A 16570-nucleotide genomic window follows, 5' to 3' on the forward strand; every position below is an offset into this window, starting at 1 on the left:
GTCGCAGGTTCAGTCGTCGAGGCGTCCGTCGAGCGACGCGCCCTGGTCGAAGAACGGCCGGATGCGGTTGTCGAACATCGAGAGCGCCGAGCCGATCGCCATGTGCATGTCCAGGTACTTGTAGGTACCCAGCCGGCCGCCGAAGAGCACCCGCCGCTCCTCGGCCTCCTTCGTGGCCAGCTCGCGGTAGCGCTCCAGCTTGGCCCGGTCCTCGGGGGTGTTGATCGGGTAGTACGGCTCGTCACCGGTCTCGGCGAAGCGCGAGTACTCGCGGACGACGACCGTCTTGTCCTCGGGGTACTTCCGCTCGGGGTGGAAGTGCCGGAACTCGTGGATGCGGGTCCACGGCACGTCCTCGTCGGCGTAGTTCATGACCGACGTCCCCTGGAAGTCGCCGATGGGCAGCACCTCGGTCTCGAAGTCCAGCGTGCGCCAGCCGAGCTCCCCGGCCTCGTAGCCGAAGTACTTGTCGATCGGCCCGGTGAACACCGTGGGCACGTCCGCGGGCAGCTGGTCGCGGACGTCGAAGTAGTCGGTGGACAGCCGCACCTCGATGTTCGGGTGGGCCGCCATCCGCTCGAGCCACGCGGTGTAGCCGTCGACCGGCAGACCCTCGTAGGTGTCGTTGAAGTACCGGTTGTCGAAGGTGTAGCGCACCGGCAGCCGCGCGATGACCGCCGCGGGCAGGTCGGTCGGCTCGGTCTGCCACTGCTTCTTCGTGTAGCCGCGGATGAACGCCTCGTAGAGGGGGCGGCCGATCAGCGAGATCGCCTTCTCCTCGAGGTTGGTCGCCTCCGCGGTGTCGAGCTCGCCGGCCTGCTCGTGCACCAGCGCCCGCGCCTCGTCGGGGGAGAAGCTGCGCTCGAAGTACTGGCAGATCGTCCCGAGGTTGATCGGCAGCGAGTACGTCTTGTTCTTGAAGATCGTGAAGACGCGGTGCTGGTAGTTCGTGAACTCGGTGAACTGGTTGACGTACTGCCAGACCCGCTCGTTCGAGGTGTGGAACAGGTGCGCGCCGTAGACGTGCACCTCGATGCCGGTCTCGGGTTCGGGCGCGGAGTAGGCGTTGCCGCCGATGTGGTCGCGCCGGTCGAGGACGAGGACCTTCTTGTCGAGCTGGCTGGCCACCCGTTCGGCGACCGTCAGGCCGAAGAACCCGGAGCCGACGACGACGAGATCGGGCCGAACATCAGTCACGCCCACCGACGATACCGTCGCCCGCTCTCCACCCGCCCGCGGTCGGTGGGTGCGAGCGGCGGGTGAGGTCCCTGTGGTCAACGGGGACGGAGTGCCGGACGAACCGGTCCGACTCGGAAGGGATCGGCCGGCTGGTGCGCCTCCGCGAGGGGCGGAGGCGGTCGGCGCCGCGGGCGTGCGCGGGGAGTGCGGCCACCACGTCCCGGCGGTCCGCCGGAGGAGCGCCGCCGTCCGCCGGATACGTTGGCGAGCGTGGACGCAGCGAACCAGAGCCGTCCGTTGCGGGTGGTCGCGGTGACGTACTCGCCGGGTCCGGCCCTCGAGGGCTTCGTCCGGTCGCTGGCCTCCGCGACCACCCGGCCGGTCGAGGTCGTCCTCGCCGACAACGGCTCGACCGACGGCGCCCCCGAGCGGGCCGCGGCGGAGCACCCGCACGTCCGGCTGCTGCGCACCGGCGGCAACATCGGCTACGGCGCGGCGGTGAACGCGGGGCTGGCCGGGCTCACCGACGGCTACGCCCTCGTGGCCAACCCCGACGTCCAGTTCGAGCCCGGCTCGGTCGACGAGCTGCTCGCCGTCGCCGCCCGGTGGCCGCGTGCCGCGACGGTCGGCCCCGCCATCCGCACCCCGGAGGGCGAGCTCTACCCCTCGGCGCGCGACCTGCCGCGGCTGTCCACCGGCGCGGGCCACGCACTGCTCGGCTGGGCCTGGCCGGCCAACCCCTGGACGGCGCGCTACCGGCGGGAGCGGGAGGCGCCGCGCGAGCGCCCGGCGGGCTGGCTGTCGGGCTCGTGCTTCCTGGTCGACGTCGCCGCGTTCTGGTCGGTCGGCGGCTTCGACCCGGGCTACTTCATGTACTTCGAGGACGTCGACCTCGCCGAGCGGCTGGGCCGTGCGGGCTATCTGCACGTCTACGCCCCCTCCGCGCTGGTCGTGCACGAGGGCGGGCACTCCACCCGCCGGGAGCCGCACCGGATGCAGCGGGTGCACCACACCAGCGCCCTGCGCTACCTGTCCCGGCAGTACCCGGGCCGGCGGCACGCGCCGCTGCGGGTGGCGCTGCGTGCCGGGCTGGGCGCCCGGATGCTGGTCTCCTACGTCAGCGGCCGGGTGGCCGCCGGCGCCCGGTTCCAGCGCCGGGCCACCGAGCTGACCGCCGCCCGGCTCGGCGGGCGGCGCCGGATGCGGGCGAAGGGCTGACATGCGGCATGCGGTGATCATGGCCGGTGGGTCCGGGACGCGGCTGTGGCCGCTGTCCCGGGCCGGGCGGCCCAAGCAGCTGCTCGACGTGGTCGCCGAGCCCGGCGGGGGAGCGCACAGCCTGCTCGCCGAGGCGTTCGCCCGGCTGCAGGCGGTGCTGCCGGCGGAGAACATCTGGGTCTGCACCGCCGCCCGCTACGGCGCGCAGATCCGCGCGGCGCTGCCGGAGCTCGGCGCCGACCGCCTGGTGCTCGAGCCGGTGGCCCGCGACACCGCCAACGCCGTCGGGCTGACCGCCGCGCTCGTCGCCGACGTCGACCCCGACGCGGAGCTGGCCGTGGTCAGCGCCGACCACGTGATCCGCCCGGTCGAGCGGTTCGCCGCCGCGCTGCGCACCGCCTACGACGCGCTCGCCGTCCGGCCCGACGCGCTGGTCACCCTCGGCATCCGGCCCACCGCGCCGGCAACCGGGTTCGGCTACGTCCGGCGCGGCCCGGCCACCGAGGTGGCGGGTGTGGCGGAGGCGGCGTCGTTCCGCGAGAAGCCCGACCTCCCGACGGCGCAGCGGTACCTGGCGTCCGGTGAGTACCTGTGGAACTCGGGCATGTTCGTCTGGCGGGCCGCCACGGTGCTCGACGCGCTCGCCGACCACCTGCCCGAGACGGCCAAGGGCCTGGGCCGGGTGGTCGCCGAGGCGCCCGGGCCCGCGCGCGACGCCGTCCTCGCCGAGGTGTTCCCGACGCTGCCGAGGATCAGCGTCGACTACGCCGTCCTCGAGCCCGCCGCCGCGCAGCCAGGCCGGGTGCTGGTCGCCGACCTCGACGTCGACTGGCTCGACGTCGGCTCGTGGCCCGCGCTGGCGCACACGCTGGACCAGGTCGACGGCAACGCCGTCCGCGGTCTCGCGGTGACGCTCGACGCGGCCGGCAACATCGTCTTCAGCGAGGACCCGGAGCACCTGGTCGCGCTGGTCGGCGTGCGGGACAGCGTCGTCGTCCACACCGCCGACGTGACCATGGTCTGCCCGGTCGGTGAGGCCGAGCGGGTCAAGGCGCTGCTGGCGGCGGTGGAGGAGGGACACGGCTCGCGCTTCAGCTGACGGACGGCCTCCCCACCCCCGTTGCTCGCAGGCTCGCAGCGGGCCCCTGCGGGGAGGCCGTTCCACCGCGCTACGTTGCCGGGCATGAAGACCTACGACGTCGCCGCGGTCGTCTCCGGTGGAGCCTCCGGGCTCGGCGAGGCCACCGTCCGCGAACTGGCCCGCCGCGGGGCGGCCGTGACCATCCTCGACCTGCAGGAGGAGCGGGGGAAGGCGCTCGCCGACGAGCTGGGCGGGCACACCACCTTCGTCCGCACGGACGTGACCGACCCCGCCTCGGTGCAGGCGGCGGTCGAGGACGCGACGGGCAAGGACCGGCCGCTGCGGATCGCGGTCAGCTGCGCCGGCATCGGCTGGGCCCAGCGCACCGTCGGCCGGGGCGGCGAGCCGCACGACTTCGACGCCTTCGTGAAGGTCCTGACGGTCAACACGGTCGGCACCTTCAACGTGCTGCGGCTGGCCGCCTCGGCGATGTCGCAGACCGAGCCCCTCGAGGACGGCGAGCGCGGCGTCGTCGTCAACACGGCCTCGATCGCGGCCTTCGACGGCCAGATCGGTCAGCTGGCCTACTCGGCGTCCAAGGGCGGTGTGGTGGGCATGACGCTGCCCGCCGCGCGCGACCTGGCCACCGTCGGGGTCCGCGTCTGCACCATCGCCCCCGGGCTGGTCGACACCCCGCTGCTCGGCTCGCTGCCCGAGGACGCCCGCCAGGCCCTCTCGGCCGGCATCCCGTTCCCCAAGCGGCTCGGCCGGCCGGACGATTTCGCCGAGCTGGCCCTCGACATCGTCGAGCACGGCTACCTCAACGGCGAGGTCATCCGGATGGACGGCGCCCTGCGCATGGCGCCCAAGTAAAGGACCCCGCTGCCCCCCACGCCTCGCGGGCGCAGGCGGAGGGCCCCTGCAGCGGGGCCGCTCCAGCCCGTCACCTCCCCGACGGAGTCTTCCCTGAGCACCCCTCCGTACGAATCGGTCTGGCGTCCGGACTGGCCACTGGACGTGCGCCGCGCCCTCTTCCGCGACCTGCGGGGGACCGGCGACCCGACGCTGCGGCACGTCTCCGCAGGCACCGCCGAGGACGGCACCTGGCGGACGACGTCCACCCCCGACGGGCCGGCGACCGTGCATGTGCGCACGGTTGCCGGCCCGGACGGGCCGGAGGTGCGGGTGCGCGCGTGGGGGCCCGGCGCGGTGTGGGCCGGCACCCGCGTCCCCGGCTGGCTCGGCGCCTCCGACCGCCCCCAGGACTTCGACCCGTCGGGGCACCCGCTGCTGCGGGAGCTGCACCGGCGCGCCCCGTGGCTGCGGCTCGGCCGCACCGGCCGCACCTGGGACGCCGTGGTGCCCGCCGTCCTCGAGCAGAAGGTGACCACCCTCGAGGCGCACCGGGTCTACCGGGAGCTGCTCCGGCTGGCCGGCGAGGCCGCTCCGGGGCCGGCGCCGGCGGGCATGCGGGTGGTGCCGACGCCGGAACGGGTGCTGGCCGTGACCGACTGGCAGTGGCACCGGTGCGGCCTGGACGGCGCCCGGCGGCGCGCCCTGCGGGCGGTGGCGTCGGTCGCCTCCCGGCTCGAGCCCGGCGACGCCGACTCACCCGCCCTGCAGAAGAAGCTGCGGTCGGTGCCCGGCATCGGGGTCTGGACGGCGGCCGAGGTGGTGCAGCGCACCTTCGGCGACCCGGACACGGTCAGCTACGGCGACTTCCACCTGAAGAACCTGGTGGGCTGGTCGCTGGCCGGCCGGAAGACCGACGACGACGGGATGATGGAGCTGCTCGAGCCCTGGCGCGGGCACCGCCAGCGGGTGGTGCGGCTGCTGGAGATCGGCGGCCGCATGCCGCCCCGGCGGGGCCCGCGGGTGGCGCCGACCGACTACCGGCGCCGCTGAGGAACTCTCAGCAGAACTTCTCCTCCGCGGCGAACGGGTCGACGGGGATGCGCAGGGAGGTCCGCTCGGGTGCGCCGAGGAGGTTGTCCCAGAAGCGGTCCCACGACATGGGCTCGTTGGTGGCCGCGATGAGCTCGGCGGCGTCGCCGCAGGACAGCGCGTGCCGGGAGGCGGCGATCATGTCCGGCGCCGGCAGGTCGTCGAACTGCCGCTCGGCCATCTCGGGGGAGCCGTAGCGGGCCAGCATGTACCACGCCGGGAAGACCTTCTCGTGGCCGGGCCGGCCGGGTGGGCCGGGCTCGATGTGGCTGTTGACCGGGTCGCTGAGGCCGAGGCCGTCGAGCACGAACACGTCCAGGTCCGCCGCGACCCCGTAGAAGCCGGCGTTGCCCACGGAGAAGACGGTGCCGCCGGCCGAGGGGCCGATGACCGAGACGGGGGTGTCCGGGGTGACCGGGACGACCTGGACGGCGATGACGTCCTGCCCGTCGTCCTGGAGCCGGTTCACCTGGGCCGCGTAGTTGCTCACCCCGGCGCCGCCGTGGTCCTCGAGCGTCACGGGGTTCTCCACTCCGGCCAGCCCCGCGTAGAAACCGCGTTCGTCGGCGATGCCGCTGGGGCCGACCCGGCCCTCGTAGTCGGTGCGCAGCGCGGCGGCGGAGATCACCGCCCAGGCGGCCGTGGCGGTGAGCAAGGCCGCGCTGATCCACACCCGGACCCGGATGAGCGGGACGGCCGCGATCGGGCAGAGCGCGAGGAAGAGGCTGGGCATCAGCAGGCGGGCGTGCATGAAGTCCCCGCCGACCCGGACGACGTAGAGCGCGTGCACGGCGGCGGCGAGGAACACCACGGCGACGAGGGACCACTCGCGCTTGCGCCAGGTCAGCGAGGGCAGCAGCAGGGCGAGCAGTGCCACGGCGAGCACCGCCGGCAGGTAGAGCATGTGCGGCGCGAGGAGGTCGGCGAGGTAGACCGCGCCCCGGCCCCACAGCGGGCGGCTGGACTCCTTGGCGACCCCGGTGTTGGGGACCAGCAGGCCGTAGTAGCCCATCCGGAAGACCTGGTAGGCGACCGGCAGCACGCCGGCGGAGACCAGGCCGAGCAGCCGCTTCCACCACGCGCCGGTGGCGAGGACGGTCATCCACAGCAACAGCAGACCGGCGATGATCGCGAAGTCGGGGCGCACCAGCGCGCCGAAGCCGACCAGCACGAACAGCCACACCGGGCGGCCGGCGCGGGCCGGCTCGTCCTGCAGCCAGCGGACCAGCCCCCAGAAGGAGACGCCGATCCAGGCGAAGGACAGCCCGGTCTCCAGGCCGGAGGTGGTGAAGTCCCAGGTCGGCGGCAGCGCCAGGAAGATCGCGGTCCCGAAGGGCACCATCAGCCGCGCCGGGGTGCCGGCGAACAGCCGCCGGGCACCCAGCATCGCGAACAGCACGCCGGTCGCCGTGCCGATCAGGCCCAGGACGACCGAGGCCCAGGCCACCGTGTCGCCCGGCACGATCCACTCGGCCACGGTCAGCACCGCCAGCCACGCCGGGCTGGTGGCCACCTCGGCCCGCTCCGGGGCGGAGAACACCGGGCCGTTGCCCGCGAGGATGTTCTCGACGACGCGGAAGTTGATGAAGGCGTCGTCGGAGGTCCACCGGCGCAGCCAGCCGGCCACCAGGACCCCGAGGACCACCGCGCCGAACAGGAGGCGCTCGGGCGTGCTCATCCGGCCCGGCCCGCGACGCGTCGTCGTGGGCTCCTCGGCCGCGGGGTCGTCCAGCACCTCGGTGGTGGAGGTGTCCTGGGTGATGCTCGACAAGGGTTCGTCCGTCCTCGTGGGGGCACGGTCTGTGCGCTGTCCTGCACGGCGGACCGGTGCCGAGTGCGGTGCAGGAGATCTCCGGTCGGGTGCCGGCCGAGGGTCGGCCACCGGGCGTCCGAGAAGAGCTTAGGAGCACTCGGTGCCGCGCGGGTGCCACGACCGCGACCCGCCGGAGGCGAGCGCCACCGTCGTCACACTGACCTCAGATGTCGACAAATCGACGGGCCCCAGGGTTCGGTCGGGCCCTCGGGCGTCAGCGGCGGCCGTCGTCCAGCAGGCCGAGCAGGTAGGCGCCGTAGCCGCTCTTGGCGAGGGGCTCGGCGATGGCGCGCAGGTCGCCGTCGGAGAGCCAGCCCTGCCGCCAGGCCACCTCCTCGATGCAGCCGATCTTGAGACCCTGGCGCTCCTCGACCACGGAGACGAACTCGGTGGCCTGGCGCAGCGAGGCGAACGTGCCGGTGTCCAGCCACGCCGTCCCGCGGTCGAGGACGGTGACGGTCAGCCGGCCCCGATCGAGGTAGTGCTCGTTGATCGCGGTGATCTCGAGTTCGCCGCGCGCGCTCGGGGTGATGCCGCGGGCGATCTCGACGACCTCCCGGTCGTAGAAGTACAGCCCCGGGACGGCGTAGGAGCTCTTCGGCTTCGCCGGCTTCTCCTCGATGGAGAGCACCCGGCCGGCGTCGTCGAACTCCACGACGCCGTAGTCCTGCGGGTTGGCCACGTGGTAGGCGAACACGTGGCCGCCGTCGGGCTCGGGCAGCCGGCCCAGGGCGGTGCCCAGACCGGCCCCGTAGAAGATGTTGTCGCCGAGGACCAGCGCCGCGGCCTCGCCGCCGAGGAAGTCCGCGCCGATGAGGAAGGCCTGCGCCAGCCCCTCCGGCCGCGGCTGGACCGCGTACTCGATGCGCATGCCCAGCCGGCTGCCGTCGCCGAGCAGGGCGCGGAACGCCGCGCTGTCGTCCGGGGTCGTGATGACCAGCACCTCGCGGACGCCGGCCATCATCAGCGTGGAGAGCGGGTAGTAGATCATCGGCTTGTCGTAGACCGGCATTAGCTGCTTGCTGACCGCCTGCGTGATGGGGAACAGGCGGCTGCCCGTGCCCCCGGCCAGGATGATCCCGCGCATGATCGACAACGGTAGGCGATCCGGGCGGCTCAGGGCCGTGGCGTCCCGAGCCACAACCTCCCGACGAGTGAGCTGCCGCCCGGCGTGCCCACCGGCTCCCAGCGGGTCGTCCAACCCTCGGCGTGCAGCTGGACGATCGCCGCGCCGAGCAGCGCGCCCAGGTTGAGCTCGGCGGTCAGCGTGGCGCGCTCGGGCAGGTGGACGTCGACGACGCCGTCCTCCTCGCCGCCGAAGCGCAGCACGACCGGGAACTCCGGCAGCGCCTCGCTGGCGACCCGGAACGCCTCCGCCACGGCCGCCAGCTCGCCGTCCCGGGGGACGAGGTCCGCGCCGGGCCTGCGCGAGGCCACCAGGTCACGGCTGCCGTAGGGGAACAGGTCACCCGGGCCCAGGCGCACCAGCGGGCGGGTGCCGGCGTCCTCGCCCTCCGGGCGGGCGACCGGCAGCCCGCGGACGACGGCCACCGGCACCCCGGCGAGCTTGCCCTTGACGAGGTCGGCGGCGGCGGCCAGCTCGTCGACGACGGCCACCTGGGTGGTCTCCAGCGTGTTGCCGTGCCGGTCGACCGCGCCGCGGTGGTCCTCGAGGGCGGCGATCCCGGCCGCGCCGACCGCGACGTCGGTGAGGCCCTCGCGCCAGGTGCGCCCGAAGGTGTCGCTCACCACCACCGCGACGTCCACCCCCAGCAGCTCGCGCAGCCGCCCGCGCAGGGCCCGCGCGGAGGCGTCGGCGTCCTCGGGCAGGAGGACCAGGGCGTCCCCGGCCACGTTGGAGGCGTCGATGCCGGCGGCCGCGACCACCCAGCCCTGCCGGGTCTCCACGATCTTCAGCGGTCCACGGCGGGCGACGACCCGCACCGCCTCCTCGTCGATCGCCCGCTGGCGCGCCGCCTCGCGGTCCGCCCCGGGCGGCACGGAGACCAGCCGGCCCTCGACCTTGGACACGACCTTCGAGGTGACGACGACGACGTCGCCCTCGGCCAGCCAGGGGGCGGCGCCGGCGATCGCGGCGGCCAGGTCGTCGCCGGGGCCGAACTCGGGCAGCCCCGGCACGGGGTGGACCGAATAACCGGCGGGCGGTCTAGGCACCGGCGGCGTCCAGGGCCGCTCGCGCGAGGGCGGCGGTCGCCGGCGGGTCGGACATGAGCAGCGGCACCTGGCGGACGTCGACGCCGGGCACGTCGGCCTCGTCCCCGGGCGCCACCAGCCAGGCGTCGAGCAGCCCGCCGTCGCTGCGCGCGCCGTAGTGCCGGCCCACGCCCTCGGCGCTGACCTCGATGCCCAGGACCGGCAGGCACCGGTCGGCCATGCCGCGGACGACGGCCCCGCCGACGATGGGGGAGACCCCGACGACGCGGCCGCGGGCGGCCCGGATGGCCTCGCGCAGGCCCGGAACGCCGAGGATCGTGCCGATCGAGACGACCGGGTTCGACGGCGCCAGCAGCACCGCGTCGGCGGTCGCGAGCGCCTCGGCCACGCCCGGGGCGGGGCGCGCCGAGTCGACGCCCACCTGGACGAACGCCGACGGCTCCAGCGCCGCCCGGTAGCGGACCCACCACTCCTGGAAGTGGATCGCCCGCTGCCGGGAGCTGGGCGGGTCGTCGTCCTCGGGGTCGGCGACGACGACGTGGGTCTCCACCCGCTGATCGCTCATCGGCAGCACGGTGACCCCGGGCTGCCAGCGCTCGGCGATCGCCGCGGTCACCTGGGAGAGCGGATAGCCGGCGTCGAGCATGCGGGTGCGGATCAGGTGGGTGGCGAGGTCGCGGTCGCCGAGGCCGAACCACGTCGGCTCGGCGCCGTACGCGGCCAGCTCCTCCTTGACCGTCCAGCTCTCGCCGGCCCGCCCCCAGCCGCGCTCCTCGTCGATGCCGCCGCCGAGGGTGTAGACCACGGTGTCGAGGTCGGGGCAGATCCGCAGGCCGTGCATCGTCACGTCGTCGCCGGTGTTCACGATCGCCGTGATCCGGCTCTCCGGGGCCGTCGATCTCAGTCCCCGGAGAAACCGGGCCCCTCCCACGCCTCCGGCGAGCACGACGATCTCCACGAAACGCATCGTGCCGCATGGCAGTTGTCGACTGTTTGACCGGCGTGTCGGGTGGGCCGGCGAGAAATTGACGAACGACCGTGACACCTGGGGTTTCTGTGGCGATTCGCTTACAACGCGCGAAGTTGACGGCCTCGGAGCGACACGCGTGTAATTCCCGCGGTGTCATCCAGTGCAGAGCGGCCCGGGAACGTCTCGGAGAACGCGCACCGGGACGAGAGCGAGAGGGGACGCATCGTCATGGCGGAGGTGTCGTGGTTGAGCGACTACATGGGCGCGTCAGAGCGGTCCGCTGACCGGTTCGGCCTGGGCTCCGACCACGGCGTCGCGGGGCCGCTCGGCGGCCAGGGCATCGCCGGCATGCTGGGCATCGGCCTCGAGGCCGACGCGCAGTCGTGGCAGGAGCGGGCGCTGTGCGCGGAGACGGACCCGGAGGCGTTCTTCCCCGAGAAGGGCGGCTCCACCCGCGAGGCGAAGAAGATCTGCACCGGCTGCGAGGTCAAGGCCGAGTGCCTCGAGTACGCGCTGGCCAACGACGAGCGCTTCGGCATCTGGGGCGGTCTGTCCGAGCGCGAGCGGCGCCGCCTGCGCCGCCGCGCGGTGTAAGGACCCCCCTGCCCCCCACCGCTCGCAAGCTCGCGGCGGGACCCTGCAGGGGGGCCACGCACAGCCGCTGGCACCTCGGTGTCGGCGGCTGTGGTCGTATGGGGCGTGCTCACCCGGGTCGCTGTCGGCCGCGCCCGGGTGGTGCGGGAGATCCGCGCCGCCGCGCCGCTCATGGCCCGGCTGCGGGCGCCGATCCCGGCGCAGGGCCCCTGGCTGACCGCCGTCCTCACGACGTCCGCCGCCTCCCGGCCGGTCGCCGTCGTCGTGGAGCCCCATCCGCAGGGCCGTCCGACGGCCCTGGGTCTGCTGGACCTGCGCCCCCGCGGGGTGGCCGTGGAGGCGACGCTGCTCGGCAGCTCCCCGGCCAGCCCCGCCCCGACCGGCCGGCCGCCGGCCCGGCTGCTCGCCGCCGACGCAAGGGTGGCCGATCTGCTCGCCGCCGGCGTCCTCGACCTGCTGGGCTCGCTGCGCCGGCCCTGGACGCTGCGCCTGGCGGGACTGCCCCTCGGCTGCCCGACCACGGCCGCGCTCGCCGCCCGGCTGCCGACCGCCGCGTTCGGCAGCGGGCGCACCGAGCGGCTGGTCGACGCGCTCGGGCCGGTGTCCCGCACGACCGATCCGCGGGCGCTGGACCGGGCCCTGCCGGCGCTGCTCGCCCGCGAGCCGCACCGCCGGGCGCGGACCTTCCTGCGGACCGCCGCACGGGTGCACGCCGCGATCGGCCAGCTGGAGCTCGCGGTGGTGGGGGAGCGGGCGGCGCTGCTCACGCTGGTCGACGGCGCCGACCGCTGGCCCTGGTGGGGGTTCGCCGACGGCGGCGGGCTGGGCCGCGAGATGGGCGCGCCGCTGGTGTCGCTGACCGCGACCGGCGGCCCTCCGCTCAGGCGCCGGCGCGCACCGCGCTGACGGCGGGATCGTCGACCGACTCCGCCCGGCCCTCGCCGAGGACGAACTCGCCCGACGCCGCCGTCCAGCGGTCGGTGAGCTCCCGCTCCGGCCGCACGGTCACCGTCAGGGCGTAGACCCGTCCGGTGTAGACCGGCCCGGTGCCGTTCGGGCGCGTGTAGGTCGGGAAGCGCCCCGACAGCCGCAGCCCCTCGCCGGACCGCGTCACCGCCAGCGCGGGCGCCGGGAGGTCGGCGTACTCCGTCAGCGACCGCCGGCAGCCCGCGGCGGCCGGGTCGGCGGGCGGGCGATCGGTCATGCAGTTCCACGTCGGCAGGCGCACGTGCGCCAGCGCGGTCGTCTCGTCGGCCAGGGTCACCTGCACGCTCGGATACGTCACGGTGACGCCCACGGCGCGCGGCTCGAGGACCACCCCGCCGAAGGCCAGCCGCGCCGTGACGCCGTCCGGTCCGAGGGGCACGGAGCGGGCGGCGAGCGTCCCGGCGCCGGCCTGCCCGGGGGACGGCGCCGCGGGGACCGGCATCGCGGTGGCGGACGGCGCCGCCGTCCCGGTCCGGCGGACCGGCTCGGGCGCCTGCCGGCGCTCGCCGACGGCGGCGGCCACCCCGGCGGCGGCGATCAGGGCGAGCGCGGCCGCCGTCATCGCCGTCAGCACGCGGACGGGGTCGCGGCCCGGGGCGGCCGGGGGCGCTCCGGCGCGGACCGGCGCAATGGACCGGGCCGCACCGGCACCGGGGGAGCCGGGCGGGTGCTCCCGGAAGGCCGGCAGGTCGTCGTCAGGGAAGACGCCGGGGGGCGCCGGCTCGGGCTCGCCCGGGAGCGGACCGGCCGGCCGCCGGGTGAGGACCAGCACGGTGAGCAGGACCAGCGCCAGGACGCCCACCGCGACGGCGATCCCGAGCCCGAGGGCCGGCCCGGGTGCCGCCGTCTGGACGTCCATCGCGCCCAGCATCGCAGGGCCCCCGCCGGCCGCCGACGGCACGGCGCAGCCGGTTCCCCGCACCGCGTCGTCCCCCCGTGCTTGGATGCGCGGCGATGAGCGATGCCCGCCGACCGGCCGACGAGGGCGCCCGCGCGCGGGTCGAGGCACTCCTCGCCGAGCTGGGCATCGACCAGCAGTTGCTGTCCGTCGTCGACCTCTCCCCGGCGCTCGGCGTCGTCCAGGGCGTCCTCGCCGACCGCGTCGTCGACCTCGCGGTCACCGAGAACGGGCGGCTGCGCCTGCGCGCCGAGCTGCGCGGCCGCCGGTGGGCCGAGGAGCGGGAGGTCGCCGTCCCCGAGGTGCTCGCGGCCAACGACGACGGGCGCTGGCTGGTGTCCGGCCGGGTGCACGGCGTGCCGGCCGGCGGCCCGAGGTGGACCCAGGCCGCGGTGGAGTCGGCCGTCCGCATCGCGCCCCTGCCCGCGCCGCCGGGGGAGCCGTGGCAGCCGCCGCGCGGTCCCGCGCTGGGCCGGGCGCGCGCCTCGGTCGAGGACGCCGGCCGGCTGGTCCGCGGCGGGGTGCGGCTGGCCGAGCTGCGGGCGGTCCGGGCCGCGGCGCGTCAGCTGCCCCTCTCCGAGGTCACGCACGGCGACTTCCGCGCCGCCAACGCCGTCCTCGACGAGGAGCAGGGTCGGCTGGTCGTGCTGGAGTGGACGGCCGTGTGCCCGGGGCCGCGGCACCGGGACCTGCTCACCCTGTGGGCCACGACCGCCGGCGACGAGGACCGCGAGCTGATCGCCGAGGTCGTCCTGGACCGGACCGCCGGCTGGGAGCGGCCCGACGTCGGTCTGCTCTGGCACGCGGTCGCCCTGGAGCAGCTGGTCGCCCGCCTCACCCGGCCCGACCGCGGCGACGGCCTGGACGTCGCGTTCGCCCGCGCCCGGCTCGCCGAGGCCCGCCGGATCGCCCGGGACCTGAACAGCCCCACCGCGAGCTGAACTAGACGAGTAAGTCCTATCGGCGGCCAGGGCCGAAGGGCGCTGTAGGCGCGGGCGGAGGGTGCTCAGGCTCGGGGTGTGAGAACCGACCTAAACACCCTCCTGACCGCACTGTATGTCTGGATTGATGATCATCTCGCCGGTCGCGTGCGCGCCGGACGCCGCCCGCGGCTGACCGACTCCGAACTGCTCACCCTGGCCGTGGCGCAGGTGCTGCTCGCCGTGCACTCCGAGGCCCGCTGGCTGCGCCTGGTGCCCGAGGCCCTGCCCGGCGCGTTTCCCTACCTGCCCGGCCAGTCCGGCTACAACAAGCGGCTGCGCGCTGCCCTGCCGCTGCTCAACCGGGTCATCCGCGACCTGGCCAGTGACACCGACCTGTGGGCCGATCCGGTCTGGCTGGTCGACTCCACCCCGGTGGAGTGCGCCCGCTCCCGCCCGGCCGCGCTGCGCTCGCAGCTGGCCGGCATCGCCGGTTACGGCTGGTGTCGCTCGCACTCGCGCTACTTCTGGGGGCTGCGGCTGCACCTGGTCTGCACACCGGCCGGGCTACCGATCACCTGGGCGCTGAGCCCGCCCACGCTCGACGAGCGCCAGGTACTCATGGCCATGCTCGATCACGACCAGCCGCTGCTGGCCGCCCGACCGGGGCTGCTGCTCATCGCCGACAAGGGCTACATCTCCGCTGAACTCGACGACTACCTCCACCGGCGCGGCGCCGACCTACTGCGCCCCTCCTTGCGCAGCCAACGGCCTCGCCCGGGCCAGATCCTGCTCCCGCCGATCCGGCAGCTCATCGAGTCGGTCTACGACACCCTCAAAGGCCAACTCGACCTGGAACTCCACGGCGGCCGCACGCTCACCGGAGTCAGCGCCCGTGTCGCGCAGCGGATCCTGGCTCTGACCGCCGCGATCTGGCACAACCGCGCCACCGGCCAGCCGATCACCCGATCCCTGATCGCCTACGACCACTGACGGACTTCGGACTTACTCGTCTAGCCGGTCGGGTCGATCTCCTCGGGGTCCCGGCCCAGCAGGACGGCGACCTGGTCGACGACGACGTCGCGGACGAGGTCGGCGAGATCGTCCCGGTCGTGCGCGCGGATCTCCAGCGGCCGGCGGTAGACGATGATCCGCGGCGGCACCTCACGCCCGTTCTCCCGGTGCGCCGGCAGCACCCGCGCCAGCGGCACGCTGCCGTCGTCCAGGACGTCGGCGTCGAGCACCACTTCGTCGGGGCTGGTGTGCTCGACCCAGGGGACGTCCTCGACGGCGAACTCCACCCCGGCCAGCTCGCGCTCCCACCGGCGCTCGAGGTCCTCGACGGCGTCGAGCACCAGGTCGTCGAACTGCTCCGCGCGGCTGCGCGCCAGCGGGACCTCGTCGGGCACGAGCCGGCCCCGCAGCCCGCGGCCGTGGCGGTCGCGGCGGGAACGGGTCGGTCGGCTGGGCGGTCGCGTCATGTCGGGTGCGAGCCTACGGCGACGGGGGGACGGCGTCCCTGCTCAGCGCGGCAGGCGGCGCCACACGGCGCGCGGCAGCAGCCGCATCCCGAAGAACACCGGCCGCAGCACCGGCGGTACCCACACGGTGCCGCGCCCCCGGGCCAGCGCGCCGACCACGGCGTCGGCGACCTGCTCCGGCGTGCTGGAGAACGGCGCCGGCGCCATCCCCTCGGTCATCCGGCCGACCACGAACCCGGGCCGCACGAGCAGCAGCGAGACCCCCGACCCGGCCAGCGCGTCGGCCAGCCCGCTGGCGAACCCGTCCAGGCCGGCCTTCGCCGAGCCGTACACGTAGTTGGCCCGCCGCACACGCACGCCGGCCACCGAGGAGAAGACCACGAGCGTGCCGCGGCCGGCGCGGCGCAGCCGGTCGGCCAGCAGGGTGAGCACGTGCACGTGCGCCACGTAGTCGGTGTGCACGACGGCGACTGCGGCCGCGGGGTCGCGCTCGGCCGCCGCCTGGTCGCCGAGCACGCCGAAGGCGACGACGACGGTCGCGGGGACGCCGACACGCGCGACGACCTCGTCGAGGACGGCGGCGTGCCGGCCCAGGTCGTCGGCGTCGAACTCGACCCGCTCCACCGCGGTGGCACCGGCGCGCCGGAGCGCGGACTCCTGCTCGTCCAGCTCGGCCGGGCGACGCGCGGCCAGCACGAACGTCCTGCACCCGCGCGCGGCGAGCCGTTCGGCGACGGCGACACCGATCTCGCTGCGACCGCCCAGGACGAGCACCGGACCGGTGTCGATACCCACGGGGTCATCGTGCAGGATGGGAACCGGCCCCGGATTCCCGGTGTGCCTGCTGCCATCCACCCGGGTACGGCATTACTGTGCCCAGCGTGAGGATCCGGTGGTGAGGCAGTCACGTCGCTGCTCGCGCAGCGGCTGCGCGCAACCGGCAGCGGCGACCCTGACCTACGTCTACGCGGAGTCGACCGCTGTCGTAGGGCCGTTGGCGACGTTCTCCGAGCCGCACAGCTACGACCTGTGCGAGTTCCACGCCGAGCGGCTGACCGTGCCGCGCGGCTGGGAGGTCGTGCGCCACGAGATCGACGTCGAGGACTCCGGCCCGACCGGCGACGACCTGCTCGCCCTCGCCGACGCCGTGCGCGAGGCCGCCCGGCCCGAGCCGCCGCGGAACCCGGCCGACGACGGCAGCGGCACCCGCCGCGGCCACCTGCGGGTCCTGCCCGACCTCAGCTGAAGAACGGCCCCGCAGCAGGGCCCCGCCGCGAGCCCGCGAGCGGTGGGGGGCAGCGGGGTCCTTA

The 16570-nt window shown here is 75.0% G+C and carries 17 protein-coding genes; 9 read left to right on the forward strand and 8 right to left on the reverse strand.

Features of this window, described 5'->3' with window-relative positions:
• Positions 1-9 precede the first annotated feature (9 nt).
• Positions 10-1197 (reverse strand): UDP-galactopyranose mutase, encoded by a 1188-nt coding sequence (gene glf, locus ACWIYF_RS05005; RefSeq protein WP_448627014.1) that lies wholly within the window; start codon positions 1195-1197, stop codon positions 10-12.
• Positions 1198-1449: 252 nt separating this feature from the next.
• On the opposite strand from glf, the gene ACWIYF_RS05010 reads away from it, so the two are divergent.
• The 4 genes from ACWIYF_RS05010 (at position 1450) to ACWIYF_RS05025 (ending at position 5383) form a co-directional block, all read left to right on the forward strand.
• Entirely contained in the window at positions 1450-2397 is a 948-nt protein-coding gene (locus tag ACWIYF_RS05010; protein WP_448627015.1) for a glycosyltransferase family 2 protein, read from the forward strand.
• Position 2398: 1 nt separating this feature from the next.
• Positions 2399-3496, forward strand: coding sequence for a mannose-1-phosphate guanylyltransferase (locus ACWIYF_RS05015; RefSeq protein ID WP_448627016.1), 1098 nt, complete (start codon positions 2399-2401; stop codon positions 3494-3496).
• Positions 3497-3580: 84 nt separating this feature from the next.
• Positions 3581-4351 carry an SDR family NAD(P)-dependent oxidoreductase gene (locus tag ACWIYF_RS05020; RefSeq protein WP_448627017.1) on the forward strand — a complete coding sequence of 257 codons (771 nt, stop codon included), beginning with the start codon at positions 3581-3583 and terminating at the stop codon, positions 4349-4351.
• Positions 4352-4495: 144 nt separating this feature from the next.
• Positions 4496-5383 carry a DNA-3-methyladenine glycosylase family protein gene (locus tag ACWIYF_RS05025; RefSeq protein ID WP_448627018.1) on the forward strand — a complete coding sequence of 296 codons (888 nt, stop codon included), beginning with the start codon at positions 4496-4498 and terminating at the stop codon, positions 5381-5383.
• Between the two features lie 7 nt (positions 5384-5390).
• On the opposite strand, the gene ACWIYF_RS05030 is transcribed toward ACWIYF_RS05025, so the two are convergent.
• From ACWIYF_RS05030 to cofD, 4 genes are all read right to left on the reverse strand, one after another.
• Entirely contained in the window at positions 5391-7193 is a 1803-nt protein-coding gene (locus ACWIYF_RS05030) for a hypothetical protein (RefSeq protein ID WP_448627019.1), read from the reverse strand.
• A 256-nt stretch (positions 7194-7449) separates the two neighbouring features.
• Positions 7450-8322 (reverse strand): glucose-1-phosphate thymidylyltransferase RfbA, encoded by an 873-nt coding sequence (rfbA, locus tag ACWIYF_RS05035; protein ID WP_448627020.1) that lies wholly within the window; start codon positions 8320-8322, stop codon positions 7450-7452.
• A 29-nt stretch (positions 8323-8351) separates the two neighbouring features.
• Positions 8352-9410 (reverse strand): coenzyme F420-0:L-glutamate ligase, encoded by a 1059-nt coding sequence (locus ACWIYF_RS05040; RefSeq protein ID WP_448627021.1) that lies wholly within the window; start codon positions 9408-9410, stop codon positions 8352-8354.
• Positions 9403-10368 (reverse strand): 2-phospho-L-lactate transferase, encoded by a 966-nt coding sequence (gene cofD / locus ACWIYF_RS05045; protein WP_448627022.1) that lies wholly within the window; start codon positions 10366-10368, stop codon positions 9403-9405. Before cofD ends, ACWIYF_RS05040 begins: the two co-directional genes overlap by 8 nt.
• Before the next feature lie 360 nt (positions 10369-10728).
• Here cofD and ACWIYF_RS05050 point away from each other — a divergent pair, with 360 nt between their 5' ends.
• On the forward strand, positions 10729-10974 hold the full coding sequence (locus ACWIYF_RS05050) for a WhiB family transcriptional regulator (RefSeq protein WP_246324066.1): 246 nt from the start codon (positions 10729-10731) through the stop codon (positions 10972-10974).
• A gap of 105 nt (positions 10975-11079) precedes the next feature.
• Positions 11080-11880: a hypothetical protein gene (locus ACWIYF_RS05055; protein ID WP_448627023.1), complete on the forward strand. Its 801-nt coding sequence runs from the start codon at positions 11080-11082 to the stop codon at positions 11878-11880.
• Here ACWIYF_RS05055 and ACWIYF_RS05060 read toward each other — a convergent pair.
• Positions 11855-12820, reverse strand: a complete 966-nt coding sequence (locus ACWIYF_RS05060) for a hypothetical protein (RefSeq protein ID WP_448627024.1) — start codon at positions 12818-12820, stop codon at positions 11855-11857. The genes ACWIYF_RS05055 and ACWIYF_RS05060 overlap by 26 nt on opposite strands.
• Positions 12821-12915: 95 nt before the next feature.
• Between ACWIYF_RS05060 and ACWIYF_RS05065 the strand changes: the two genes are divergently transcribed.
• Both ACWIYF_RS05065 and ACWIYF_RS05070 read left to right on the forward strand, forming a co-directional pair.
• A complete protein-coding gene (locus ACWIYF_RS05065; protein WP_448627025.1) occupies positions 12916-13800 on the forward strand; it encodes a phosphotransferase in 885 nt (294 codons plus the stop codon).
• Positions 13801-13878: 78 nt separating this feature from the next.
• Positions 13879-14772 (forward strand): IS982 family transposase, encoded by an 894-nt coding sequence (locus tag ACWIYF_RS05070; protein ID WP_448624501.1) that lies wholly within the window; start codon positions 13879-13881, stop codon positions 14770-14772.
• Positions 14773-14792: 20 nt separating this feature from the next.
• Here the strand turns inward: ACWIYF_RS05070 and ACWIYF_RS05075 are convergent, their stop codons facing one another.
• Positions 14793-15260, reverse strand: a complete 468-nt coding sequence (locus ACWIYF_RS05075) for a metallopeptidase family protein (protein ID WP_448627026.1) — start codon at positions 15258-15260, stop codon at positions 14793-14795.
• A 42-nt stretch (positions 15261-15302) separates the two neighbouring features.
• Positions 15303-16055: an SDR family NAD(P)-dependent oxidoreductase gene (locus ACWIYF_RS05080; protein ID WP_448627027.1), complete on the reverse strand. Its 753-nt coding sequence runs from the start codon at positions 16053-16055 to the stop codon at positions 15303-15305.
• 100 nt (positions 16056-16155) lie between these two features.
• Here ACWIYF_RS05080 and ACWIYF_RS05085 point away from each other — a divergent pair, with 100 nt between their 5' ends.
• Positions 16156-16506 carry a DUF3499 domain-containing protein gene (locus ACWIYF_RS05085; RefSeq protein ID WP_448627028.1) on the forward strand — a complete coding sequence of 117 codons (351 nt, stop codon included), beginning with the start codon at positions 16156-16158 and terminating at the stop codon, positions 16504-16506.
• The last annotated feature ends 64 nt before the right edge of the window (positions 16507-16570 follow it).

It is taken from the genome of Geodermatophilus sp. URMC 64 (genome assembly GCF_053502555.1).

Excerpts from the sequence above, each read along its gene's own strand:
- ACWIYF_RS05015 (WP_448627016.1), top strand. The coding sequence starts at position 2,399 with ATGCGGCATGCGGTGATCATGGCCGGTGGGTCCGGGACGCGGCTGTGG.
- ACWIYF_RS05020 (WP_448627017.1), top strand. The coding sequence starts at position 3,581 with ATGAAGACCTACGACGTCGCCGCGGTCGTCTCCGGTGGAGCCTCCGGG.
- rfbA (WP_448627020.1), bottom strand. The coding sequence starts at position 8,322 with ATGCGCGGGATCATCCTGGCCGGGGGCACGGGCAGCCGCCTGTTCCCC.
- ACWIYF_RS05050 (WP_246324066.1), top strand. The coding sequence starts at position 10,729 with ATGCTGGGCATCGGCCTCGAGGCCGACGCGCAGTCGTGGCAGGAGCGG.
- ACWIYF_RS05060 (WP_448627024.1), bottom strand. The coding sequence starts at position 12,820 with ATGGACGTCCAGACGGCGGCACCCGGGCCGGCCCTCGGGCTCGGGATC.
- ACWIYF_RS05065 (WP_448627025.1), top strand. The coding sequence starts at position 12,916 with ATGAGCGATGCCCGCCGACCGGCCGACGAGGGCGCCCGCGCGCGGGTC.
- ACWIYF_RS05075 (WP_448627026.1), bottom strand. The coding sequence starts at position 15,260 with ATGACGCGACCGCCCAGCCGACCGACCCGTTCCCGCCGCGACCGCCAC.